General features: G+C 60.5%; 22 protein-coding genes and 7 tRNA genes. 10 read left to right on the top strand and 19 right to left on the bottom strand.

The annotated features are described in order from the left end of the window. Nucleotides 1-33 precede the first annotated feature (33 nt). Complete coding sequence (locus HMPREF2967_RS09900; RefSeq protein WP_083312611.1) at nucleotides 34-729, top strand: nitroreductase; 696 nt, start codon at nucleotides 34-36, stop codon at nucleotides 727-729. Nucleotides 730-735: 6 nt separating this feature from the next. Here HMPREF2967_RS09900 and HMPREF2967_RS09895 read toward each other — a convergent pair whose 3' ends face one another. Both HMPREF2967_RS09895 and HMPREF2967_RS09890 read right to left on the bottom strand, forming a co-directional pair. Continuing rightward, nucleotides 736-1491, bottom strand: coding sequence for a YebC/PmpR family DNA-binding transcriptional regulator (locus tag HMPREF2967_RS09895; RefSeq protein ID WP_070529978.1), 756 nt, complete (start codon nucleotides 1489-1491; stop codon nucleotides 736-738). Nucleotides 1492-1620: 129 nt separating this feature from the next. Continuing rightward, the gene (locus HMPREF2967_RS09890) at nucleotides 1621-2487 is read right to left on the bottom strand and encodes an acyl-CoA thioesterase (RefSeq protein WP_070529976.1); all 867 of its coding nucleotides are present in this window, start codon (nucleotides 2485-2487) and stop codon (nucleotides 1621-1623) included. 101 nt (nucleotides 2488-2588) lie between these two features. On the opposite strand from HMPREF2967_RS09890, the gene HMPREF2967_RS09885 reads away from it, so the two are divergent. Together HMPREF2967_RS09885 and HMPREF2967_RS09880 are read left to right on the top strand one after the other, a co-directional pair. Next, nucleotides 2589-3071: a DUF3817 domain-containing protein gene (locus HMPREF2967_RS09885; protein ID WP_070686323.1), complete on the top strand. Its 483-nt coding sequence runs from the start codon at nucleotides 2589-2591 to the stop codon at nucleotides 3069-3071. A 52-nt stretch (nucleotides 3072-3123) separates the two neighbouring features. Beyond that, nucleotides 3124-4326, top strand: coding sequence for a DUF2029 domain-containing protein (locus tag HMPREF2967_RS09880; RefSeq protein ID WP_232770806.1), 1203 nt, complete (start codon nucleotides 3124-3126; stop codon nucleotides 4324-4326). On the opposite strand, the gene HMPREF2967_RS09875 is transcribed toward HMPREF2967_RS09880, so the two are convergent. The 15 genes from HMPREF2967_RS09875 to HMPREF2967_RS09805 all read right to left on the bottom strand — a co-directional run bounded on the left by HMPREF2967_RS09875 (nucleotide 4311) and on the right by HMPREF2967_RS09805 (nucleotide 13827). Continuing rightward, on the bottom strand, nucleotides 4311-4769 hold the full coding sequence (locus HMPREF2967_RS09875) for a LemA family protein (RefSeq protein ID WP_070686253.1): 459 nt from the start codon (nucleotides 4767-4769) through the stop codon (nucleotides 4311-4313). The two genes, HMPREF2967_RS09880 and HMPREF2967_RS09875, sit on opposite strands and share 16 nt — an antisense overlap. Then, complete coding sequence (locus tag HMPREF2967_RS09870; RefSeq protein ID WP_070686251.1) at nucleotides 4770-5870, bottom strand: glycosyltransferase family 4 protein; 1101 nt, start codon at nucleotides 5868-5870, stop codon at nucleotides 4770-4772. It lies immediately after the preceding gene. A gap of 18 nt (nucleotides 5871-5888) precedes the next feature. Then, entirely contained in the window at nucleotides 5889-6791 is a 903-nt protein-coding gene (locus tag HMPREF2967_RS09865) for a phosphatidylinositol mannoside acyltransferase (protein WP_070686249.1), read from the bottom strand. A gap of 63 nt (nucleotides 6792-6854) precedes the next feature. Then, nucleotides 6855-7490 (bottom strand): phosphatidylinositol phosphate synthase, encoded by a 636-nt coding sequence (gene pgsA / locus HMPREF2967_RS09860; protein WP_070529965.1) that lies wholly within the window; start codon nucleotides 7488-7490, stop codon nucleotides 6855-6857. After that, a complete protein-coding gene (locus tag HMPREF2967_RS09855) occupies nucleotides 7483-8100 on the bottom strand; it encodes an ATP adenylyltransferase (RefSeq protein ID WP_070686321.1) in 618 nt (205 codons plus the stop codon). Before HMPREF2967_RS09855 ends, pgsA begins: the two co-directional genes overlap by 8 nt. A 6-nt stretch (nucleotides 8101-8106) precedes the next feature. Then, nucleotides 8107-10170, bottom strand: a complete 2064-nt coding sequence (thrS, locus tag HMPREF2967_RS09850) for a threonine--tRNA ligase (protein WP_070562970.1) — start codon at nucleotides 10168-10170, stop codon at nucleotides 8107-8109. Between the two features lie 93 nt (nucleotides 10171-10263). Further along, complete coding sequence (locus HMPREF2967_RS09845) at nucleotides 10264-11544, bottom strand: Dyp-type peroxidase (RefSeq protein ID WP_070686247.1); 1281 nt, start codon at nucleotides 11542-11544, stop codon at nucleotides 10264-10266. 64 nt (nucleotides 11545-11608) lie between these two features. Continuing rightward, nucleotides 11609-12292: a copper chaperone PCu(A)C gene (locus HMPREF2967_RS09840; RefSeq protein WP_070562967.1), complete on the bottom strand. Its 684-nt coding sequence runs from the start codon at nucleotides 12290-12292 to the stop codon at nucleotides 11609-11611. 76 nt (nucleotides 12293-12368) lie between these two features. Then, nucleotides 12369-12956: a copper resistance CopC family protein gene (locus tag HMPREF2967_RS09835; RefSeq protein WP_070562965.1), complete on the bottom strand. Its 588-nt coding sequence runs from the start codon at nucleotides 12954-12956 to the stop codon at nucleotides 12369-12371. A 224-nt stretch (nucleotides 12957-13180) separates the two neighbouring features. Further along, nucleotides 13181-13256: transfer RNA gene (locus HMPREF2967_RS09830), tRNA-Gly, on the bottom strand. Nucleotides 13257-13300: 44 nt separating this feature from the next. After that, nucleotides 13301-13372 (bottom strand) — tRNA-Val (locus tag HMPREF2967_RS09825). 59 nt (nucleotides 13373-13431) lie between these two features. Continuing rightward, a tRNA-Gly gene (locus tag HMPREF2967_RS09820) sits at nucleotides 13432-13507 on the bottom strand. A gap of 38 nt (nucleotides 13508-13545) precedes the next feature. Continuing rightward, nucleotides 13546-13617, bottom strand: a tRNA-Val gene (locus HMPREF2967_RS09815). 32 nt (nucleotides 13618-13649) lie between these two features. After that, a tRNA-Cys gene (locus HMPREF2967_RS09810) sits at nucleotides 13650-13720 on the bottom strand. A 31-nt stretch (nucleotides 13721-13751) separates the two neighbouring features. Further along, a tRNA-Gly gene (locus tag HMPREF2967_RS09805) sits at nucleotides 13752-13827 on the bottom strand. A gap of 356 nt (nucleotides 13828-14183) precedes the next feature. Here HMPREF2967_RS09805 and HMPREF2967_RS09800 point away from each other — a divergent pair. The 5 genes from HMPREF2967_RS09800 to msrB all read left to right on the top strand — a co-directional run bounded on the left by HMPREF2967_RS09800 (nucleotide 14184) and on the right by msrB (nucleotide 17750). Further along, nucleotides 14184-14258: transfer RNA gene (locus HMPREF2967_RS09800), tRNA-Val, on the top strand. Nucleotides 14259-14527: 269 nt separating this feature from the next. Beyond that, the gene (locus HMPREF2967_RS09795; protein ID WP_083306386.1) at nucleotides 14528-15415 is read left to right on the top strand and encodes a TDT family transporter; all 888 of its coding nucleotides are present in this window, start codon (nucleotides 14528-14530) and stop codon (nucleotides 15413-15415) included. A gap of 66 nt (nucleotides 15416-15481) precedes the next feature. After that, nucleotides 15482-16132, top strand: a complete 651-nt coding sequence (locus HMPREF2967_RS09790; RefSeq protein ID WP_070623926.1) for a dihydrofolate reductase family protein — start codon at nucleotides 15482-15484, stop codon at nucleotides 16130-16132. 11 nt (nucleotides 16133-16143) lie between these two features. Then, nucleotides 16144-17340: a glycosyltransferase family 87 protein gene (locus HMPREF2967_RS09785; RefSeq protein WP_070686245.1), complete on the top strand. Its 1197-nt coding sequence runs from the start codon at nucleotides 16144-16146 to the stop codon at nucleotides 17338-17340. After that, the gene (gene msrB / locus HMPREF2967_RS09780; protein WP_070522057.1) at nucleotides 17337-17750 is read left to right on the top strand and encodes a peptide-methionine (R)-S-oxide reductase MsrB; all 414 of its coding nucleotides are present in this window, start codon (nucleotides 17337-17339) and stop codon (nucleotides 17748-17750) included. Before HMPREF2967_RS09785 ends, msrB begins: the two co-directional genes overlap by 4 nt. Nucleotides 17751-17806: 56 nt before the next feature. Here the strand turns inward: msrB and hemQ are convergent, their stop codons facing one another. After that, nucleotides 17807-18508 (bottom strand): hydrogen peroxide-dependent heme synthase, encoded by a 702-nt coding sequence (hemQ, locus tag HMPREF2967_RS09775; protein WP_070562953.1) that lies wholly within the window; start codon nucleotides 18506-18508, stop codon nucleotides 17807-17809. 125 nt (nucleotides 18509-18633) lie between these two features. Between hemQ and HMPREF2967_RS09770 the strand changes: the two genes are divergently transcribed. Both HMPREF2967_RS09770 and HMPREF2967_RS09765 read left to right on the top strand, forming a co-directional pair. Further along, nucleotides 18634-19299 carry a DUF3000 domain-containing protein gene (locus HMPREF2967_RS09770; protein WP_070686243.1) on the top strand — a complete coding sequence of 222 codons (666 nt, stop codon included), beginning with the start codon at nucleotides 18634-18636 and terminating at the stop codon, nucleotides 19297-19299. Nucleotide 19300: 1 nt separating this feature from the next. Next, complete coding sequence (locus HMPREF2967_RS09765; RefSeq protein WP_070686241.1) at nucleotides 19301-20524, top strand: HRDC domain-containing protein; 1224 nt, start codon at nucleotides 19301-19303, stop codon at nucleotides 20522-20524. Nucleotides 20525-20544: 20 nt separating this feature from the next. Here the strand turns inward: HMPREF2967_RS09765 and dxs are convergent, their stop codons facing one another. Continuing rightward, on the bottom strand, nucleotides 20545-22443 hold the full coding sequence (gene dxs / locus HMPREF2967_RS09760) for a 1-deoxy-D-xylulose-5-phosphate synthase (RefSeq protein WP_070522048.1): 1899 nt from the start codon (nucleotides 22441-22443) through the stop codon (nucleotides 20545-20547). Nucleotides 22444-22476 lie beyond the last annotated feature (33 nt).

Raw genomic sequence — 22476 nt, 5'->3', positions numbered from 1 at the left:
TTCCTCTTCATCACCGCGGGTAGAGTGGCGCGCATGTCTCAACAACCAAATGACTATTCAGGCTTTATCCGATCCCGTCATTCCCCGCGGGCGTTCCTGCCGGATCCCATCCCCACTGAGGTCATCAAGCAGGTGCTTATCGACGCCCAATCCGCACCTTCCAATTCCAACACTCAACCGTGGAACGTACACCTCGTGGGCGGCGCTGCTTTGAAAGAATTAAGCGCCGCGCTGATCGCGGAGTTCGATAGGAACGGAATTAATCCAGACTTCACTATTGACTATGGTCAGGGAGTCCACCCGCAGCGCTCGCAGCAGCTCGCCGCCAAGATGTACGGGCTGCTCGGCATTGCGCGCGAGGATAAAGAGGCGCGCACGGAGTTTATCCGCGAAAACCTTCGCTTCTTCGGCGCCCCGCACGCGGCGCTGCTTTTCATTCCACCGCTGGGTGATCGCATTCGCGCTGCCTTCGATCAAGGCACCTATGCTGAGAACTTTTTGCTCTCGCTGCAGGCACACGGCTACCACGGTGTTCCACAGGGCATGATTTCACTCCTCGCGCCCACGGTCCGTGAATTCCTCGGGGTGGACGAGGAGTACAAGCTCGTCACCGCCCTCACCTTCGGCGTGGCCGATGAATCCAGCCCTGTGTTCAAGACTGTCCCTGGGCGCGCGCCGTTATCAGAGACGGTGACGGTACATGGCCTGGAAGGCCTTAAGCTCAGCTAGAAGCCTTTAGTCCTCGTCGAGCTCAGCGAGGACCTCATCGCTGAGGTCCATGTTGGTGTAGACGTTCTGGACATCGTCCGAATCCTCAAGCGCATCGATGAGGCGGAAGATCTTGCGGGCATCATTTGCCTGCAGCGGAACCTCAACGGACGCGCGGAAATCGGTGTCGGTGTCATCAACTTCGATGTCAGCAGCAACAAGGGCCTCGCGCACGGCCGGAACATCACCCGGTGCACAGGTGATCTCGAACTTCTCGCCGTTGTCGTTGACTTCCTCGGCACCAGCTTCCAGCACAGCGAGCAGGATGTCATCTTCGCTAAGCTCACCCTTCTCCACCATGACCAAGCCGGTGCGGGAGAACATGTACGCAACGGAACCGGACTCGCCGAGGTTGCCGCCGTTCTTGGACATCGCAGTACGAACGTCGGTGGCTGCGCGGTTGCGGTTATCCGTCAGGCACTCGATGAGCATGGCCACGCCGTTGGGGCCGTAGCCCTCGTACATGATGGTCTCCCAATCTGCGCCGCCGGCCTCTTCGCCGGAGCCGCGCTTGCGGGCACGCTCAATGTTGTCGTTCGGAACGGAGGCCTTCTTGGCCTTCTTAATCATGTCATCGAGGGTGGGATTCGCCGCCGGGTCGCCGCCGCCGGTGCGGGCCGCTACCTCGATATTCTTAATCAGCTTGGCAAATTCCTTGCCGCGCTTGGCATCGTTGGCAGCCTTCTTGTGCTTAGTCGTTGCCCATTTGGAGTGGCCTGACATGTCATCCCTTTCGATATGGCTGTGCAATAAATTGCTAGAAACTGGTGCAATTATACGGCCTCACGCCACGTACCTCCGCACAGGGGTACGCGTGGAAGCCTCATTCCTAACTGTCGGTTCGCTGTAGCATCACACATTTTGCCAATTGCCGTTGGCGCTGGTGCCTTCACTTTCAGGATGCATGGTCCGTGTCAGCCCCTCCTGCATGGCCACCGCGAGTAGCTCCCCGCGTTGGTTGAAGATCTTGCCCTGTGCAAGACCAGTCCCGGTCTGCGCTGAGGGACTCGACTGCGAGTACAACATCCATTCATCGACCCGGGCCGGACGCAAGAACCACAATGAATGATCCAAGCTGGCTAGTTGGATCCTCTCCCCTTGGTGCGGGAGCAGCGCTGAGCGAATCAACGTCATGTCGGACATGTAGAGCAGCGCCGCTTGATGGAGGGACGGATCGGGGGCGTCGGCAAGCAGGGCACCCGTATTACGGAACCAGATATTTCGAAACCCAGCGCCCGTGGTTTCCGCGGCGACGGCATCGCGGGATGCGTCGGGGACCAGCCTCACGTCCCAGTCTTCCCACTCCTTCAAGATGATCCGGGTGGAGTACGGGGATTCTGTAATGCTCTCCGGCGGCGGCACCTGCGGCATGTCTGCCTGATGCTCCGGGCCAACATCGCCTGACGCGTGGAAACCGGCGCTGAGCATGAAAATCATGCGGTCCCTTTGGTAGACGCGCACGTGGCGATGTGCAAAAGAGCGGCCATCCCGTATCCGCTCCACGCGGATGGTTGTGGGCACACTGGAGTCACCAGGCCCCACGAAGTAGCAATGCATAGAATGCGCCAACTTATCGTCGACGGTGAGCTGCGCCGCCCGAAGCGCTTGCGCCATGGTTTGTCCCCCAAAGGTGCGAGCGATGAGCGAGGGAACCGCGGGTGCGCGAAATTCGTCCTCGCCTATCCTCTCGATATCGACTGCCTGAGCCACCGATGCCATCTTTACTCCAATTCCATCGCCGTTATGGCGCCCGCCACACTCACTCCGACCATCCTACTCACGAGCTGATCTGCTCCTGGGAGTTGCGTACTATGTTCCGCATGACTTCAACCACCCCGCACAGCGTGCACCGCGTGGCCGCCTACCTAGAAATGATCACGTGGGGTCTGCTGATCCTCTCCATGATCCTCAAATACTCCGGCACCACCGAGGCGCTCACACCGATTGCAGGTGGCATCCACGGCTTCGGCTTCCTCTGCTTACTGCTCATGACGGCCCTGGTGTGGATCAACAACCGCTGGCCTGTGGGGGTTGGAATCCTGGGCTTGGTAGTGACCGTGATTCCCTTCGCGGCGCTACCCTTTGCGGTCTGGGTATCTCGGCGCGGACTCGTTGATGGGCCGTGGCGCTTTGCCGACGACGCGCAGCCGCACGGCTTCTTCGATTCGGTTTTGGCACAGGTCATCCGCCACCCAGTGCGCAGCGCGCTCATCGCGCTACTCGCCGTCGCCGTTGTGTTTAGCATCCTGCTCGTGTTGGGACCACCCGTTGATGTAGAGTCCGCCATTGAAAATAATCGCTAAAACTCCAAGCATTTGGGCAGGCTGGATCCTGGCGCGCCTTCTCCTCGTTTACATGCTCGTCAACGACACGGACCCGCTCGGAGACGTTCGGTATTACCTCGAGGGCGTCTTTGGCGATAATCCTCAAGACATGACGGAGTATCCGCAGGTCGGAACCTGGCCCAGCGTCCTGCTCGCGTGGCTTACTGGCTACGACTTTGAACGCTATGCTATCGGCTTTACAGCCATGGTGTTGCTTGCCGACGCCACCTTCCTCACCCTCCTCCTGCGCCATCACCGCGACAACCCCGCAGCGTATAGCGCCGGATGGTTTTGGGTGTTTTTCGGCACCGCGGCAGGCCACGTTTTCACGTGGCGGCTAGACCTCTATCCCGCCTTGCTCGTCGCCGGTGCGGGCGCACTTCTGGCCACCCGCCCGCGTCTTGCCTCGGCTTTGTTGGCCTGGGCCACCGCAGCCAAGCTGTGGCCCGGGGTCCTCGCTGCCGGGCTCGTCGGACGCGCAACCTCTCGTGGTACTTGGCAGCGGCTGGCCGCTTTTTTCGGAAGCCTCGCCGCCCTCTGCCTCGGCGTAGCTGCGATAGCCGGTGTGGATAGGTTGCTCTCTCCTCTGACGTATCAAGGTCAGCGCGGCCTCCAGATTGAATCTCTAGCCGCCACCTGGTTCGTCTACCAAGCCCATCACCAGCCTGGGGTGTGGACGATGGAATATGCGGCGTCGAAAAGCTTTGAGATCTCCGGGCCTGGTGTCGATACGGCGATTACTGTGAGCACCATCGCGATGGGCGCTGCACTCCTCTGGATCATTGCAGTAGCGCTCGTTCACTTTCTGCACGGCGGCTGGAGCTCACGCTCCACACTTGTCTTCTTCATCGCGGCAATCCTGCTGCTCATGGCGACGAATAAGGTCTTTTCTCCGCAATATATCGTGTGGCTTGGGCCGATTCTGGCGGTGGCGCTCCGCTCCCCCGTCCCCGTGGAGTCTGCTGCCCACCGAAACAAGGCCGCTAGTATCGCTGGGGTGCGCGCCATCATGGCAGTACTCGCCGTGGGAACAGCAGCCCTGGGAACCGTCATCTACCCCTATGGCTACGATTACATCTGGTTCTTTGTCGGCGAAAACCTCAACCCGGTGTACGCACTCGTGTTGCGCAACCTCCTCATCCTGGCGATGACCGCTTTTGCTCTGTACTGGTACTCCCTCGAGTTCCGCGCGGCGCGGGCTCAACAGTCCCAGGTGGATCACACCTCAATCTGACTCAGCTCGAAATACTCCGGTAACTTCGCTGTGCCTCCCAGGCGCAGCAGCTTGACGGCCGGGCGCAGGCGCAGCGCGCGGGTATCGCTGACCGCCTCGTTGTAGAAGCGGTGAGCTAAGTGGATGCGTCCTTCGGCGTCGGCAAGCACGGCTGGGCGCGCTTCAAAGCTCTGTGCGATGGCCGCCGACAGCTCACGCTCCCGGGTGGCCCGTTCATCGAAACTCCCCTGCGCAAGCTCCGTCGCCTCTGCGCGCGCCGCGATGGCCTCAAGCTCAGGAGCCAAGGCACTTATCACTGCTGCGCGGCGATCCAGCGTGGCCTCAAGCTGAGCCAGGGCTGCGTCGGTGCGGATATGGAGGGAGTTCAGCCGCTGCGCCGTATAGAGCGCCCACATCCCCAGGATGAGGAGGACGGCAAGAGCAATGACAACTTCAATGGGCATTTAAGACACCCGCACTTTCGTGCCATCCGCCACCGTCTCGTACACGCGCATGACGGCAGCGGCCACATGATCCCAATCGTAGTCGCGGGCGCGCTCCACCCCTGCCTTGATCAAGGCCTGTCGCTTGTCCGTATCGTTCACTACATCCTGCAGCACGCGCGCCAAGTCCGTAGCGTCGCCGGTTCTGAACAAGGCACCAGCAGGTTCTTCCGAGTCGGCATTGCACACTGCAGCGAAGGCCTCTAGATCCGAAGCCACCACTGCACAGCCAGCTGCCATTGCCTCAACCAGAACGATGCCGAAGCTCTCGCCGCCGGTGTTGGGAGCCACGTAGATATCGGCGCGCCCTAAGATGGCCGCTTTCTCGGCATCGCTGACGCGCCCCACAAAGTCGACTCCCGGAACGCTCCGCGGATGACCGCCGCCCATGACTGTCACGCGCACCTTCTCTGGGAGCAGGGTGAGGGCCTCAAGAAGAATGTCCAGGCCCTTTCGCGGCTCATCGAGACGCCCCAAGAACACGATCTCAATCTCTGAATCATTCTCTTTATGCTCGGCACGAGCACGCTCGCGCGCATACACAGAGGTATCTACCCCATTGGGAATGAGCACGGGGTCACCACCCAACTGCTCTACCTGCCAGCGACGAGCCATCTCTGAGACCGCAATGCCTCCCCGGATCTTTTCCAGGTACGGGCGCAGGAAAGGTTTGGCCAGGGTCAGCGCCACGGAGCTTGATGCCGAAGCATGGTACGTCGCCACAATAGGGCCACGTGCCGCTGCCAGCGCAGCCATGGAATAGCTCGGGGAATTCGGCTCGTGGATGTGTAGGATGTCGAAGTTCCCTTCACGAATGAAGCGCTTGATGTTTCGGCGCACGTGCGGTCCGATAGACAGGCGAGCCACCGAGCCGTTATAGGTAATTGGCACGGCCCAGCCACCCTTGCGCACAAAGCGGGGCACCTGCGTGCTTGTCGACGCCGGCCCCAGCACCTCCACGTGGTGCCCCTGCTCAATGAAGACAGTGGCTAGGTCAAGGATGTGGGCCTGAACCCCGCCGGGTTCGTCGAAGGAATAGGGGCAGATAATACCTATGCGCATGGAGTGTGTTCTGCCTTTCTACTTCTTGTGGCGAGCAGCGCGCCGGCGCTCGACGTCCGCATTCCAGTGCGGTTGCAACATGTGCCAATCTTCGGGGTGCGCCCGGATGTTTTCTGCGAAGCCGTCCGCGAGGCGCTGGCACGTCTCCTGAAGAGTCGTGACCTCAACCTCGGGGCTGACGGAAAGCCCCCAGCCCTTGCCGTCGAACCACGAGTGCACGACGTGGAGAGCCGCCCCTGTTTCTATGGCGAGTTGGGCGGGGCCGGCGGCAACGTTGGCTTCTTCGCCCATGAAGTCTACGGGCACGCCGGTGCGCGTGAGATCACGCTCGGACAGCAAACACACAACCCCGCCCCGTTCCAAGGCATCCTTGAGGCGCGGATAAGGCGAAGAGCTGCCTCCTGTCAGCGGCAGAACAGTGAATCCGAGGCTCTCGCGGTAGTCCACGAAGGCATCGAAAAGCGCCTCCGGCTTTAAGCGCTCAGCCACCGTAGTAAAGCCGCCATAGTGGCCCACACAGAAGACGCCCGCCATGTCCCAGTTTCCTGAGTGCGGCAGCGCAAAAATCACCCCGCGCCCAGATGCCACCGACTCATCCGAGTACTCCTTGCCACGCAGGCCAGCCAGCAACCGCTTCTGCAGTTCAGGGTCCGAGTGGATGGCCGGCAAGCGGAAGGCCTCGAGCCAGTAGCGCATGTAGGAGCGCATCGAGTTCCGCACCAGCTCCCGCGTGACGTTTTCGGGCCCAACAACCCGGCTCAAGTTCTGGCGCAGCTGCTCCATGCCCTTGCCGTTGTCGCTAGCCCAGTCCGCGCCCCGCTCGAAGAGCCAAGCAGCGAGCGGCTGCGGGAGGAAGCGCACGACCTTCCAGCACGCGATGTAGGCGGCGGCGGTCAGCCGGTCACGATCCAGTAGAGCCACGGTTCAGGAGCCTTTCTGTGCGGGCCGGGGGCACGGTACCTTCCGGTGGGAGCGGGTGTTGAGCTATAGGTGCTTCAGTTCCTTCTTGAAACGCGCCTTGGTGTCCTGACGCCCCGCTTGGCGCATGCGTTGGTAAATGGTGAAGATAGACCCCACCGCCAGCAGCCACAGGGCGACTTCCAGCGCATAAGGCACGCCCAAACCTTCCAACCCCACGCCGCCGAGTCCTAGGATGAGGCGCTCTGGGCGCTCGACGAGTCCGCCAACCATCTTGAAACCAGAAGCCTCGCCGCGCGCCTTGACATAAGAGATGACCTGGGAACTAACCAGCACCACCATGCAGGCGGCGAAGTTGATGGGGTGAGCGTTATCGACGTACACCATCCAGTAAGCGATCGCCGCGAACAAGGCACCGTCGGTAATGCGGTCGCAGGAGGCGTCGAGAGTAGCACCGAAGTTGGATCCACCCGTGGTCAGGCGCGCCATCGTGCCGTCGAGCATGTCGAAGGCCGCGAAGAGACCCGACAACAGCGCGGCGGCAAAGAGGTGATCAAGTGGGATGAGGATGACTGATATGGCAATGGTGACGATCGTTCCCACAATGGTGACGATATTCGGGGTCAGGCCCATCTTGAGGAAGAGCTTGGCCACCGGGACCACAACCACGGCGGCGGGTTTGCGCCCGTGAACACTAAGCATGCGCTTCTCCTGAGATGATTCCTTCGGCGGCGAGCTCCGCCCATCCCTGAGCAAGAAGGGAACGGGTGTCTTTGAGGAGCTGCGGCAGCACTTTAACGCCATCCACAATAGTCATGAAGTTTGAATCTCCGCTCCACCGCGGAACGATGTGCATGTGCAGGTGCTGCCCCACCGATCCGCCCGAGGCCCGCCCCAGATTGAATCCAGCGTTGACGGCATCGGGGCCGGAGACCTTCTTTAGGACGCGGATGGCGGCTTGGGCAAACTGAAAAAGCTCGCGAGATTCTTCCTCGGTGAGGTTTTCCAGCTCTGATTCCTGACGGTATGGGATCACCATCATGTGCCCGGCGTTATAGGGGTAGAGGTTGAGAACACAATAGACAAACTCGCCACGCGCAACGATGAGCCCGTCCTCGTCCGACATCTGTGGAATCTCCACGAACGGATTATGGGCTTCCTTGGGCACGTCGCCGGCGCCGCCCTCACGCTTGATGTAGCTCATGCGGTACGGCGCCCACAGGCGCTCTAAGCGGTCGGGGGTTCCCAGGCCGGTATCGACGTACTCTCCCACTCTGTGTGTGCTCCCTTTCTCAGCTCTGTCTAGATGCATCTGCACCTAGACACGCTCGGCGATGGTTTCCTTGGTCGGTTGATCGTTGTTGCGCTCACGCACCCAAGCCTCGATGACGTTGACTGCAGCTTCCACGGGCACGCCGTTAACTTGCGTGCCGTCAAGGAAGCGGAAGGACACGGCGTCTGCCTCAACGTCGCGCTCGCCCGCCAACAACATGAACGGGACCTTGCCAGTGGTGTGGTTGCGGATCTTCTTTTGCATGCGGTCGTCAGAGGTATCGACGTCAGCGCGCAGGCCGCGGGAGCGCAGCTCGGCGCACACCTTCTCGAGGTGCGGTGCGAAGGTATCCGCCACCGGGATGCCCACCACCTGGTGCGGGGCCAGCCATGCCGGGAAGGCGCCGGCGTAGTGCTCCAGCAGCACGCCGAAGAAGCGCTCGATGGAACCGAACAGCGCACGGTGAATCATGATCGGACGCTGCTTGCTGCCATCCGACGCCGTGTACTCCAGCTCGAAGCGCTCCGGCAGGTTGAAGTCCAGCTGCACGGTGGACATCTGCCAGGTACGGCCGATGGCATCGCGAGCCTGGACAGAGATCTTCGGGCCATAGAAGGCCGCGCCCGCCGGGTCCGGAACCAGCTCAAGACCGGACTTCTCCGCCACGGACTGCAGAATAGCCGTCGAGCGCTCCCAAATCTCATCAGAACCGACGTACTTATTCGGATCCTTGGTGGACAGCTCCAGGTAGAAGTCGTCCAAGCCGTAGTCCTTGAGAAGAGAAATGATGAACTCCAGCACCTTGGTCAGTTCATCTTCGAGCTGCTCAGGGGTGCAGTAGATGTGGGAGTCATCCTGGGTGAAGCCACGGGCGCGAGTCAGACCATGAACAACACCGGATTTTTCATAGCGGTACACCGTACCGAACTCGAAGAGGCGCAGCGGCAGCTCGCGGTAAGAGCGGCCACGAGAAGCGAAGATGAGGTTGTGCATCGGGCAGTTCATCGGCTTGGCGTAGTAGTCCTGCGGCTGCTTGGTGCAATTACCGTCCTCATCCCACTCGCCGTCGAGCTGCATCGGCGGGAACATGCCATCGGCGTAGAAGTCCAGGTGGCCGGACTTCTTGAAGAGGTCTCCCTTGGTCAGGTGCGGGGTGGACACGAAGGAGTAGCCATCAGCGATGTGACGACGGCGGGAGTGCTCTTCCATCTCCATGCGCACGGTAGCGCCATTGGGGTGGAACACCGGGAAACCGGAACCGATCTCATCCGGGAAGGAGAACAGGTCCAGCTCGGCACCCAAACGGCGGTGGTCGCGCTTTTCCGCCTCTTCCACCATGGTCTTGTAGGACTCAAGTGCTTCCTTGGATTCGAAGGCGGTGCCATAAATGCGCTGCAGGCCAGCCTTGGACTGGTCGCCGCGCCAGTAGGCAGCAGAGGAACGCGTCAGGGTGAATGCCGGGATGTACTTGGTGGTCGGCACGTGCGGACCGCGGCAGAGGTCAAACCACTCCACCTCGCCGGTGCGCGGGTTGACGTTGTCATAGTGGGTCAGATCGCCGGCACCAACCTCGGCAGCCTCATCGGAATCAGGGTCCACGTTGCCCTTGTCCTGGACCAGCTCGAGCTTAAACGGCTCGGCAGCAAGCGCCTGCTCCGCTTCCTCCGGGGAGGAGTAGACGTGGCGCTCGAAGCGCTGGCCCCCCTTGATGATCTTCTTCATGCGCTTCTCAATGGCCTTGAGGTCCTCCGGAGTGAAGGGCTCTGCGGTCTGGAAGTCGAAGTAGAAGCCGTTCTCGATGGCCGGGCCGATGCCCAGCTTGGTACCGGGGAACTCCGCCTGCACGGCCTGGGCCATGACGTGCCCGCAGGAGTGGCGAATAACGGCGCGGCCGTCTTCCTCGCAGGCAGCAACCGGAGTGAACTCGGCGTCAGTGTCCGGCGTGTGGGAAAGGTCGTAGAGAGTACCGTCGGCGCCGCGGACGACGACTACTGCTTCGGGGCCCTTGTTGGGCAGCTCATGCTCGCGCATCGCTGCTCCCACGGCAGTACCGGCCGGGACCGTGATCGGCTCGTAGTTCACCGGGACTGCTGGAATCATTTCCGCCATGACTTGTTGCGCTCCTTTGCGCTCACGCGCCGCTCGACATACCTGGCCGAGCAGCGCTCAACGAGAAAGTTACAGCGGCTTAGTCTACCCCTCTTAACTGCGGATGAGCGATTCGCCCCAAAAGGTTTCGCCCTCAGTTCCGGCCGGCATGTAGTACACGGCCGAGCCGATGTGGGTAATCCACTCGTTGAGGCGATCCGCTTTGTCGAGCCGCGCCTGGATGGGCTCGAACTGCGCCGTAGGATCCTTCTGGTAGCAAATGAAGATCAATCCAGCGTTGCTGAGTTCACCGCGCTTGGTGGTCTCCGGGGAAGGCGGAAGGTTGTAGTTATACGGACGGCGCATCAGCTTCTGATGAGGAGAATCGACCGGAGGATGCGCCCGGGCAACATGCGAGTTTTCATCAATGGCCTTGAGGCCAAACTCGTTTCGCGCGTCCAGGTCAACCTCGTCGAATTCGTCCTTGCCACCTAGAGGTGCGCCGGTATCGAGAGCTCGGCCCGTAGCGTTTTCACGCGCAGCACGATCAAGTTGCTCCCACGTATCGAGGTTCATGTGGATGCGGCGAACCACCATGGCGCTGCCGCCGGCAAAGGGGCCGTCCTCGATCCACACTTGCTCATTGAAATCTTCATCGCTTCGCGGGTTGACCGTGCCGTCTTTTTGCCCAAAAAGGTTGCGCGCGGTTGTCCCCTTCGGTGCGGAACCATAAGCGTGGCTAAACCCCTGTTGAATCCACGCGACGTCGGCGTAGTCTTTACCGGCACGAGTCATATGCCGCAGTACATAGGCCGCGGTGAAGGCATCATCACTGCAGATCTGTAGGACTATATCGGTCTGCCCCCATTCAGGGCGCAAATCATCGTGTTCAAAGTCCTGGATATCTCGCAGCCAGCTGGGCTTGGCGACGCCCACCGTGTCAAAGAATCCTTCTCCCCAACCGCACGTGACGGTGAGGTTTGCCGGGGTGGTAGACAATTCAGGCTCGAGGCTGCCCAGCGGGTTCTCGCCGGTGCACAGGCGGCGAGCGTCCTCCGTCCACAGACGCATGAGTGCGGCCGCACCGCGTGCGGTGGTCTCCTTCTTCAGGTTGAAGCCGACCAATTCCACGTGGGCCTGGACCGGGGTTTGGATGCCTGCTTGATGCTTACCATCGAAGGCGACGATATCGCCACCCATGGTTTCCTCGCGGCGCTCCGGCCCGGTGCTTCCGGCGTCACCGGCCTGCGCGGCTTGGGAAGCGTCTGCAGACTCCGCCGAAGACTGCCCTGACTCCTCCCCCTTCGCGCAACCGGCGAGCGCTACCGCGCTTGCAGCCACAGCACTTCCGGCGAGCAATCCACGCCGGCTGACAGGTTCCTCGAACCCGCTCATCGTTGTTGTCTCCCTATCTCGTGAGAACCGATAACTTGCCTACCTTGGCCCAGAGAACGCTTTTCTAGTGAGCGTGCTCTTCCGTCTTCATGCCCGACATGTCTGCGGACTCTGAGTGGTCCATGTGATCACCATGCTTCATGTCGCCATGGTCCATATCGTCGCCGTGATCCATGCCGCCCATATCGCCATAGTTCTCGTCGCCTGCACCGATGGAACGCACGGGGATGTCGCCCAGGTCGACCGTGGAGCCATCGCTAAGCTCCAGCGTCAGTGTGGCGGTCTCGCCAGCCATAACAGGCTCTGTAACACCCATCAGCATGAAGTGGAAGCTACCCGGTGCGAGCTCAACGGATTCGCCAGCGGGCAGATCAAATCCACCTTCTTTTTCCTGCATGACGCCATCGACGACCTCATGGATCTCGTAGTGCTCCGCCTTCACCGAAGAGGTAAAGCCAACCACGTTGATGTCCTTGTCCGTGTGGTTGTGGAGTGTGCCGAAGATCGCGGTCATATCCGAATCCTTCTCCATGGCGCGCACGACAGCATCCTCGAAGGTCACACCGGACTCAGCGGAGGAAGAAGCCGAACCACTGGTCGCTGCTTCCTTGTCCTTCTCAGCGCTGGCTGCTGCGCTCGATGGGGCTGCGGTGGAATCTTCCTCGCTCGTCGAGCAGCTTGCCAGTGTAAGGCCGGCAGCCGCAACGGCAACCACGGAAGCACGGAGGAAAATACGGGAATTCAGCATGTGACATGCCTTTCTGCAGTAACAGTAGTGAAATAAAATGCGGTTTGACTCTCGCATCATCAGAACCGTGTGGTGCTTAGCCTTCTGGGTCTTCTCCGCCAGAACGGCGGGTCTTTGCTCCGAAGGCGAAAAGGGCTGCGCCGACGACGAGAACTGCTCCTACACCAATGATCCATTTGGCCGCGGTAGGCAAAGAACTCAGGGGATCCTGAGACTCTTCTGCATCGTCGCTTTCCTTGGCACCATCGGCAGAAGCATCTGCAGTCTTATCTCCCCCAGCCCCGGAGGCCACGCTAAATGGCACGGAACCGAGTGTGGAGTGCCCATCGGAGGACGTAATGCGGAAACCTACTTGGTAGTCACCATCACCGGGCTCGACGTCCTGGGGGACTTCGACGGTGAGGTTTCGGCCGTCAATGGTCGGGGTTGCGTCAAAGAGAACGTCGCCGCTTGTCTTATCGCTCACGGCAAAGGTGTTGAAGTTGTCCTTTGGAATACCAGAGAATTCCAACGTGATTTCGCGGGGGAATTCCTCCAGCGGCGTATCACTCACAACGTTGCCGCCTATGACTGAGTCATGTGCCGCCGCTAGTGGCGCGGACAGCCCGACCGCGAGGCAGGCTGCCCCGGCAGCAATCCCTGTGGTGACCTGACGCAGCTGCATGTCCAGAACAACTCCTTGATGGTCTGATGAAACTTTTGGTTGAAGGTTCCCTCATCCTATCGCCGGGAGGGATCCTCGAGCCAATCCTTACCCCGCACGGATTGTGCGAGGTTACCAAGTAGTCGTTGCATGCAGTGGAAAAGTTCCCTGGACCGCCCCTAGCCATACACCCCGGCAAACAAGAAAACGAAAAGTGCCCCTCCATAGTGGAGGGGCACTCGACGTGGAGCGGATGACGAGACTCGAACTCGCGACCCTCACCTTGGCAAGGTGATGCGCTACCAACTGCGCTACATCCGCGCGACAAACCGGAGTTTGTCACGGAGTCCGTAAGGAACTCCCTGTGCGCGATACTGGGATTGAACCAGTGACCTCTTCCGTGTCAGGGAAGCGCTCTCCCACTGAGCTAATCGCGCTTATCCATTTATCAAGGCTATTTACTTGCTCAAGATTCCCTCTAGCATCAAGAAAGCCTTGGAGCGGATGACGAGACTCGAACTCGCGACCCTCACCTTGGCAAGGTGATGCGCTACCAACTGCGCTACATCCGCATTCGAAACCAGGCCCGGTTTCTAGGACTAAGTCCTTGTGCGCGATACTGGGATTGAACCAGTGACCTCTTCCGTGTCAGGGAAGCGCTCTCCCGCTGAGCTAAACGCGCTCACAGCACCCGAAGTTGGGCGCCAGCTTTTGAGGTGGAAACGGGAATCGAACCCGTGTGCACGGTTTTGCAGACCGTTGCCTCACCACTCGGCCATTCCACCGTGGCGATACCGCCTCACACACTACATGTGTTGGAGCGGATGACGAGACTCGAACTCGCGACCCTCACCTTGGCAAGGTGATGCGCTACCAACTGCGCTACATCCGCATTGCACGTTCCCGGCTGGTATGCCGTGGTGCGAGAAGAAACTTTATCGTGCACCGACCCAGTTTCCAAATCCGCAGCCCACAGCACTAATCCCCAACCATCCAACAGCGCATGGATTACATTAATGTGATTGAGACTGCGGTTACAGTGATTGCGCATGATTGCACTAGGAACACACTAGTACTGTCGGGAGAACTCCAAGATCCATCCGTTCTCGCACAGCCCTGAGTAGCCACTACACCCTTACAGTCGCGAGCAACCAACCAGAATAAATGCACGCAGAGTAAATGAAAGCACGGTTGAGCTGGACGATTAGGGGTTTCCATACGCGCGGTGTACCTTAAGTGCTGCACCGAGGTTCTATAGCTCAGTGGGAGAGCGTTCCGTTCACACCGGAAAGGTCGCTGGTTCAATCCCAGCTAGGACCACCATTAAAGCTGCAGGTAAAAGACGTGCAGCGTATAACACAAGCCTCCGCGTGGATACTATGTGGAAAACGAATCCGCATTTATCTGTTCACGCGGGGGTATTTTCTCATTGTTCCTGAAACTGGCCAAGAAAGCCAGACACGATAGCTCAACCCGTTGGGGCACGGCATGGTTGATAATGCCTGCACGATATTGGACCTGCCCCCGCGCGTAGTTACCCGATAACTCCATAATGGTTCAATAGCAACACGTGCAGGCATAGGGTGATAGATGTGCAGTTGCCAAAGTACGGCCCAGCCTGGGCAGGCTCCCTGATGGGAACCTCAATTGCGTCAACTTTGTCGGGTTTGCATGGTCTACGCGTAGGCCAAATTGTTTTTGCTCTTATCGCAGCTGTTCTGCTGGTGATTTTTACCGTGGGAACGAAAAATGAACCGCCTCGGCACCAGAATATGGCTGGGTGGGGCATGTACACGATGGGCCTGCTGGCGTGCGGCTCGGCATGGACCGCGCTGACCGGAACTGATGCCTTCCAGTTGGCAAGTTGGTGGATTGGCGCACCGCTTTCGGTCGTGGTCTGTCTGTGGCAGCTGTGGGGGTTGTTCAAACAGCAGCACCACTACGACAAGCCCGCGTTTCCTTGGGGGCTGGCGCTGGTCTCCCCCATGGTGGCGGCGACCTCCGCGGGTCAACTGGCTATCAATCACGGGCAGTTCTACCACTATGCCGGTGAGCTGTGCTTCTTCCTCACATTCATCACCGCAATTCCGCTGTTCGCTTATTGCTATTGGTCTTTAGCACGTCGTCAAGATAGGCCGCGCGAGGCGGCTGCGGGTACGGCATGGATCCCGCTCGGCGTGGTTGGACAGTCAACGGCGGCCTCGACACTGCTTTTTAACGCCCACATCTACGGCATCATCATGTTCATCATTGGTGCGCCCTGCGTAGTATTCGCAATGTATTGCTTTTACCAAGCGGTAGTCGCGTGGGCCCCTTATGGCCCAGGCTGGTGGGGCTCCACATTCCCTGTCGGCACTTTGTGCCTTGGCTCCTGGGATGAAGGCTGGCACCGGTTGTCCCTTGCTTTATTGGTGCTCCTGCTATTGCATTGGGGAGCCTCTGCGCTGCGCTTCGGCACATGGCGGTTCCAACGCGCCTGATCACATACGCTCCGGCCAATCCCACGCCCTAAGCCGTCGTCGACATTTCAGGTACCGTGGGGCGCCATGAGTGACACTGCTCTGATAAAACACCTCATGGGGCCCGACCGAGAAGGAATCCGCTTGATTGCGGTGAGTACGCTCCACGGCTCCGCCACCATCGATGGAACCTCAGGGCCAATGGGCAACGCCACCGACGTTGAACTCTTCGCCGCACTGCGCGAGTGGGCCGACATTGCCGTCGTCGGCTCAGCCACGGTGAAGTCGGAAGAGTACGGACCGTCGACAAGCACGCGGCTCGCCGTACTCAGTCACTCCCTTGACTTTGCCGGGTTCGAGGGTTTCATTGCAGCAGGCCCCATCGTGCTTACCCCGGAGGAACGCGCATCGTCACCCGAGGCACGGCGCTTAGCCGACGCCGGCGCCGAAGTCATCAGCACAGGTACCGGAACCATGAGCGAGGCTATTGCTGCCCTTCGCGCCCAGGGCGCACGCCGCATCAGTTGTGAGGGCGGCCCTTCCGTGTACTCCGCCTTTATCGCCGAAGGACTTGTGGACAAGCTCTATTTGACGCTCGACCCGCACCTATCGCCCTCCGTCGAAAAGCCCGTCATCGATGGCAAAGCCACCTCCCCTGCGCTCAAGCTCGAGTTGGAGAACGTTGCTGCTGTCGACAGCACGGTGTTTCTGCGCTATCGACGAACCCAAACACCGTAAACTGTGCTGCCGTGACTTCTCCGGCTCCCTCAACCTCAGATTCCGCGCGACTGTGGACGGCCGCCGCGTGGCCCGCCGCCATAGTCTTGGTTTTCCATCGCGTGTTCGTACTCGCCTTCAACGGCACGGTGACCGATGATTTCGGCACCGTCTACCGCGCAATCCGGAACCTGTGGGAGGGCAACCCGGTCTACGAACAGAACTATTCCTTCGTCGAGCCGCTCTACCTATACAACCCGGGCGCAACGCTCCTCCTATCCCCCTTGGGGCTTGTTTCCGAGGAACACGCGCGCATCGCCTTCATCCTGGCCAACGCCGCGGCCATCGTCGCCGCCTTGGCCCTACTGACTCGCTTCGTAGGCCACAGCCTGCGAGGCCCCTTGTGGCCAGTCAGCGTCGCTGCTGCCTTCGCTACCGAATCGGTCATCAACACGTTGGTCTTTACCAATATAAACGGCGTGCTACTACTCGCCATGGTGGCGTTTCTAGTCTTGTTGGATAAACACGGATGGGCCGCCGGGCTGTGCATCGGTCTGGCGATTCTGGTTAAGCCGCAATTTGCCCCGCTGCTCTTCCTCGCTTTAGTGCGCAAGCGCTGGCTCACTGTAGGTTTGGGCGTGGCTATACCGCTAGTGAGCAACCTTGCTGCTTGGCCGATCGTCCCGGGCGTGGAAGGCTTCCGCGCCAATCTTCTTCCCTACCTGGCGACAACGCGCGATTATGCCAATGCCTCGTGGCCGGGCGTGCGCGCTTACTTCGATCTCCCCGGCATCATCTACTACCCCATCTGGCTCCTTTTCGCGGCGCTAGCCGCAGTGGCCATCCTCGGGCTTTTACGCTGGCGCGACAGCGAGCCCACCTTCTGGGCACTGAGCACAAGTGGTGCCATCATGGTCGGCATCTTCTTCCTTTCCTCCCTGGGTCAGCAGTACTACTCCATGTGGCTTATCCCCATGCTGTTTACGGTGATGCTCGGGCGCTCGGTCTTCCACACGTGGGGAGCATGGTTGGCCGCATTTTTATTCTTGGCGCCGCTCGAGTGGACGTCGACAAGCATGCCCACCGCCGCACACTGGATGAGCGTCTTCATCGCCACCATTGGGTGGGGACTGCTCATCGTGGTGACCGCCACCACCGTGGCCGGCTGGTGGTCCGCGGAGCGAGGGGCTAGCCCAAAGCCTCAGGCTAGCGATAAACTCCCAGCATGACTGATTTCAAGCTCATTGCAGATACCGAATGGCGCAAGCGGTTAAGCCCCGAGGAGTACCACGTTCTGCGTGAGGCCGGAACGGAAGCACCGCACGTCGGCGAGTACACCAACACGACTACCGAAGGCGTGTACTCCTGCCGCGCCTGTGGTGCCGAGCTCTTCCGCTCCACGGAAAAATTTGAGTCGCACTGCGGCTGGCCGTCCTTCTTCTCCCCTCTGGCCGGCGACGCCATCATTGAGCGCGAAGACAATTCACTGGGCATGCGCCGCATCGAGGTACTGTGCGCTAACTGTGAATCGCACCTCGGCCACGTCTTCGAGGGTGAGGGCTACGATACGCCGACGGACCTGCGCTACTGCATCAATTCCATCTGCCTGGATCTAGAGGAAAAGCCGGTCGAGGACTAAACCCTCAACCGGCTTCCGGCGCTTTTCGCGGCAGCTACCGCGAATTATCGCGGTTCTTAAGGCAGAATCGCGATGAGCTCCGCCACGTCCTTCACGCGGCGGCCGGTGTGGAAAGGAATCTCCTCACGCACGTGGTGACGAGCCTCGGTGTAGCGCATGAGGTACATCAGGTCCACGATGCGGTGCAGCTCCGGGGCCTCAAAGGCCAGGATCCACTCGTAGTCACCCAGGGCGAAAGCCGGCACGGTGTTCGCGCGCACGTCCGGATAATCACGCGCCTGCATGCCGTGCTCCATGAGGATGCGGCGGCGCTTTTCCTCGTCCATGGTGTACCAGTCATAAGAGCGCACGAAGGGGTAGACGGAAATCCACTCGCCGGGCTCTTCGCCCATAATGAAGGACGGCAGGTGGGACTTGTTGAACTCCGCCGGGCGGTGCAGTGCATTGCCCACCCAGGTCACCTCGGAAACCTGCCCCAGGGTGGTCTCGCGACGGAAGTCTGCAAAGGCCTTCTGGATGTCGGCGAATTCCTCAGCGTGCCACCAGATCATGAAGTCAGCGCTCTCCCGCATCCCGGAGAGATCGTAGATACCGCGAACGGTAACCACGCCTGCTTCCTCCAATTCCGCGAAGAACTTCTGTGCCTGCGCCACGATCTCCTCGCGCTCGGTGCCCAGCGCACCGGGGATTACTTGAAATACCGCGTGCTGCGAATAGCGCTGGACCTTATTGAGCTCGGCGAAGTTGACCTTCGACATGCCTTTCTCCTTCTTTCAACCGACAGAGTTTCGCATCCATCATAAGTTGGAGACGACCCCTCGCGCCACTAGCCTTTCGGCGCGCCTTCCACCGCCACGAGGGCGGAGCTTATACGTTGTTCCCCGTGAGCAATTCCGACGTTTCTTCGCGCAACCTCGCAGGGGCACCGACCAACCTGCACGATCGCACCGCCGCCTCCCCCGCCGATTCGCGCCCTGCGGAGCCGAGCACCCCGGCCGCCTTCACGGAGGCCGTTGAGTCCCTCCATGCCGCACAGCTGCGCCCAGAAATCACGTTGGGCACCATCCGCCCACCGCAGCGGCTGGCACCGTTTAGCCACGCCATCGGCTTGGAAGTTGAACGCAACGAGCACGGGGCCATCATTCCCACCGACTCTGACGGCGATGCCTTCGGCCGCCTCATCCTGCTCCACGATCCCGGCGCTGAGGAGGCCTGGGAAGGCGCAATGCGCCTCGTGGCCTACATCCAAGCAGACTTGGACGATGCCGTCGCTGGGGATCCGCTGCTTCCCGACGTCGCCTGGGAATGGCTTACCGAATCCCTTGATGTGCGCGAGGCGACCCATACGAACCTGGGCGGCACCGTCACGTCCACCGCCTCGGTCCGTTTCGGCGAGATCGGCGGCCCGCCGCGCGCCTACCAACTAGAAATGCGTGCCTCCTGGACCGCCGCCGGCCTAGATCTCGCCCCACACGTGGAAGCTTTTGCGCAGGTTCTTTCCCTCGTCGCAGGGCTGCCACCAGAAGGCGTAGCGGAGCTCGGGCGCTAACATGACTGAACTGCGCCAGGTACCGGTTGACGGAACACCAAAGGTCCTGCTTTCTCCCCGTGAATTTCACGCCGCCGCCGACCGCCTGGCAGCTGGAACTGGCCCCTTCGCCATCGACACCGAACGCGCGTCAGCTTACCGCTATGACGATCGCGCGTTCCTAGTACAAATTCGCCGAGAAGGTGCGGGCACTTTTTTGCTCGCCCCGGAACACCACAGGGCTGAGCTCCGCGCGGCCTTAGCACCGGTGCTCAACGGCCAAGAATGGGTCGTCCATGCGGCCCCCTCCGATCTTCCTTGCCTTGCCTGGCTGGGCTTGTACCCAGGCAGGCTCTTCGATACCGAGCTGGCCGCCCGCTTCGCCGGCTTTGCCCACCCCAACTTGGCAGCAATGGTGCTGGAGCTTTTCGACGTCCAATTGGAAAAAGGCTACGGCGATTCCGACTGGTCCGAAACCCCCATTCCCCGGTCGTGGCGCAATTATGCGGCGCTTGACGTGGAGTTACTCAATGAGCTCGCTGTGACCTTGCGCGATATCCTCGCGGAGGAGGAAAAGCTCGACTGGGCCTATGAGGAGTTTGAGAAGATAGTCGACGACCACGCGCGCATTACGGGCCCCGAGCCCCGCTCGTGGCGGGATCTCAAGGGCGTATCCTCGCTTCGCTCCGGCGAACAGCTCGCCGTGGCTCGCGAGCTGTGGCAGCGCCGCGAATCTATCGCGCGCACACAGGACGTGGCCCCCAACCGAGTACTACCGCACCGCGTGTTGGTGGACATTGCTCGCCGCGTGCCCCGCTCGCCACGCGAAATCAACCAAATCAAAGGTTTTCCCCGACGCCGCGGGGGTGCGACCTTGCGGTGGCTCGACGCGGTTGAAACCGCACTGGCCAGCCCGCGCCAGCAATGGCCGACGGTGCTGCGCAGCCCGCGCCCGGTTCCTTCCAAATCAGTTTTTAGCCGGGAGTTCCCCGAACTGTGGCAGCTCTACACCGAAATCCGTAGTGACTTCGAGGACCTCGGCGATGAGCTCGGCATAAGCTACGAGCTCATTCTCAAACCCAGCCTGCTGCGCATGGCCGTGTGGGCGGCGTGTGGCCCAGAGGGTGGCGTCGCCGGGGAAATCACAGATGCTTCGGATATCCCCGATTTCCTACGTTCCCAAGGCGCGCGCGAGTGGCAAATAGAGCTTGCCTCCCCGCTTTTGCGCCACGGGCTGGAGCAGTAGCGCCCACTCCCCCCGCGTTCTTAGCTGCGAGCAGCTACCCACTCGCTGACGGACTCCGCGATTCCCTCCGGAGTCAGCCCGAATTCCTCAAGAACCTCACCGCGGCTGGCGTGCTTGGGGAAACAGCCCGGCACGCCGAGTCGGTGCACAGGGGTATCCACATCGGCAGCATCGAGTGCTTCGGCCACCATGGAACCCACGCCGCCACGCAGGATCCCGTCCTCCACCGTGACCACGAGGTCATGATCCGCAGCCAGCGCGATAATGGATTGTGGGACCGGAACCGGCCAGCGCGGATCAACGACGGTCACGTTGAAGCCTTCGGCTTCCAACCGCTCGGCGGCCCCCAAGGACCGAGCACTCATGGCACCGATGGAGACGATCAGAACATCCGTTGCGTCGGCCGCTGATTCAGCAGCATCGGAATAGCGCAGGATATCGACGCCATCATCGAGGCGCTTGAGCTCCTCACAATCATCCAGCAGGTTGCCCTTAGGGAAGCGCACTACCGTCGGGCCATCCTCGATGGCGATTGCTTCGTTGAAGAGCTCCCTTAAGCGGGCACCATCGCGCGGTGCGGCGATGCGCATACCCGGGACGATGCTCATCAGCGCCATGTCCCAGACACCATTGTGCGAGGGACCATCAGATCCTGTGACACCGGCGCGATCGAGAACGATGGTGACGGGCAGCTTCAGCAACGCGATGTCCATGACCACTTGGTCCACTGCGCGGTTGAGGAAGGTTGAATATACCGCCACCACCGGGTGCATACCTGCCAGCGCCAGGCCGGACGCAGAGGCCATTGCATGTTGTTCTGCAATTCCGACATCGAAGAAGCGCTCTGGGAATTCCTCCTGGAATGGAGCTAATCCCGTTGGGCCTGCCATAGCGGCGGTTATCGCCACAATATCCTCGCGGGCATGACCGGCCTTGATGAGTTCCTCGGAGAAGGCCGCAGTCCATCCCGGTTGCTTCTGTCCTTTGGACACACCGGTGACTGGGTCGATAGCCCCCGTGGAGTGCATCTGGTCCTTCGGCTCATTGACCGCTGGGGCGAAGCCGTGGCCCTTCTCCGTGACCGTATGCACGATGATGGGGCCGTCATAGTCGCGGGCGTAGCTCAGTGCCCGGACCACGGCGTCGATATCGTGTCCGTTAATCGGACCAATGTATTTGATGCCCAGTTCTGGGAACATCTCGGTGGGCAGGACGGTGGACTTCACTCCTTCCTTGACCGCATGCAAAGCGTCAAAGGTGCGCTCACCTACCCAGCCCATGGACTTCAGGCGCTTCTTACCCAGCGCCATGAACTCGTCATAGCCATGCTGCGCGCGGATGCGCCCAAGGTTTTCTGAGAGTCCGCCGATGGTCGGTGAATAGGAGCGGCCATTGTCATTCACGATGATGACAACGTTGCGGTCTTTATCCGCAGAAATGTTGTTGAGCGCTTCCCAACACATGCCACCCGTCAGGGCGCCGTCACCGACAACCGCCACGGCATTGCGGTGCGATTCACCGCGAATCTTGAAGGCCTTGGACAGGCCGTCCACCGTGGACAGTGACGCCGAGGCGTGGGAGGATTCCGTCCAGTCGTGCTCAGATTCCCCGCGGTCCGTGTAGCCAGACAAGCCGCCCTTCTGGCGCAGCGTATCGAATTGATCGGCACGGCCCGTGAGCATCTTATGCACATATGCCTGGTGGGAGGTGTCAAAGACGATGGGATCTCGCGGGGAATCGAAGACGCGGTGGATCGCCACAGTGAGCTCCACAACACCCAAATTAGGGCCAAGGTGACCGCCGGTAGCGGACACCTTCTCAATCAAGCGCTGGCGAATCTCCGCCGCGAGCTCACCCAGTTGCGTCTTGCTCAGGGCTTTGAGATCGCCTGGTGATTGAATGGAATCCAGAATGCCCATAGAGCTTGCCTTAAACCCCTTCATCGATCGTTT

It is taken from the genome of Corynebacterium sp. HMSC059E07, assembly GCF_001814395.1.
GTDB lineage: Bacteria > Actinomycetota > Actinomycetes > Mycobacteriales > Mycobacteriaceae > Corynebacterium > Corynebacterium hesseae.
This window is presented reverse-complemented; position numbering and strand designations above follow the sequence as displayed.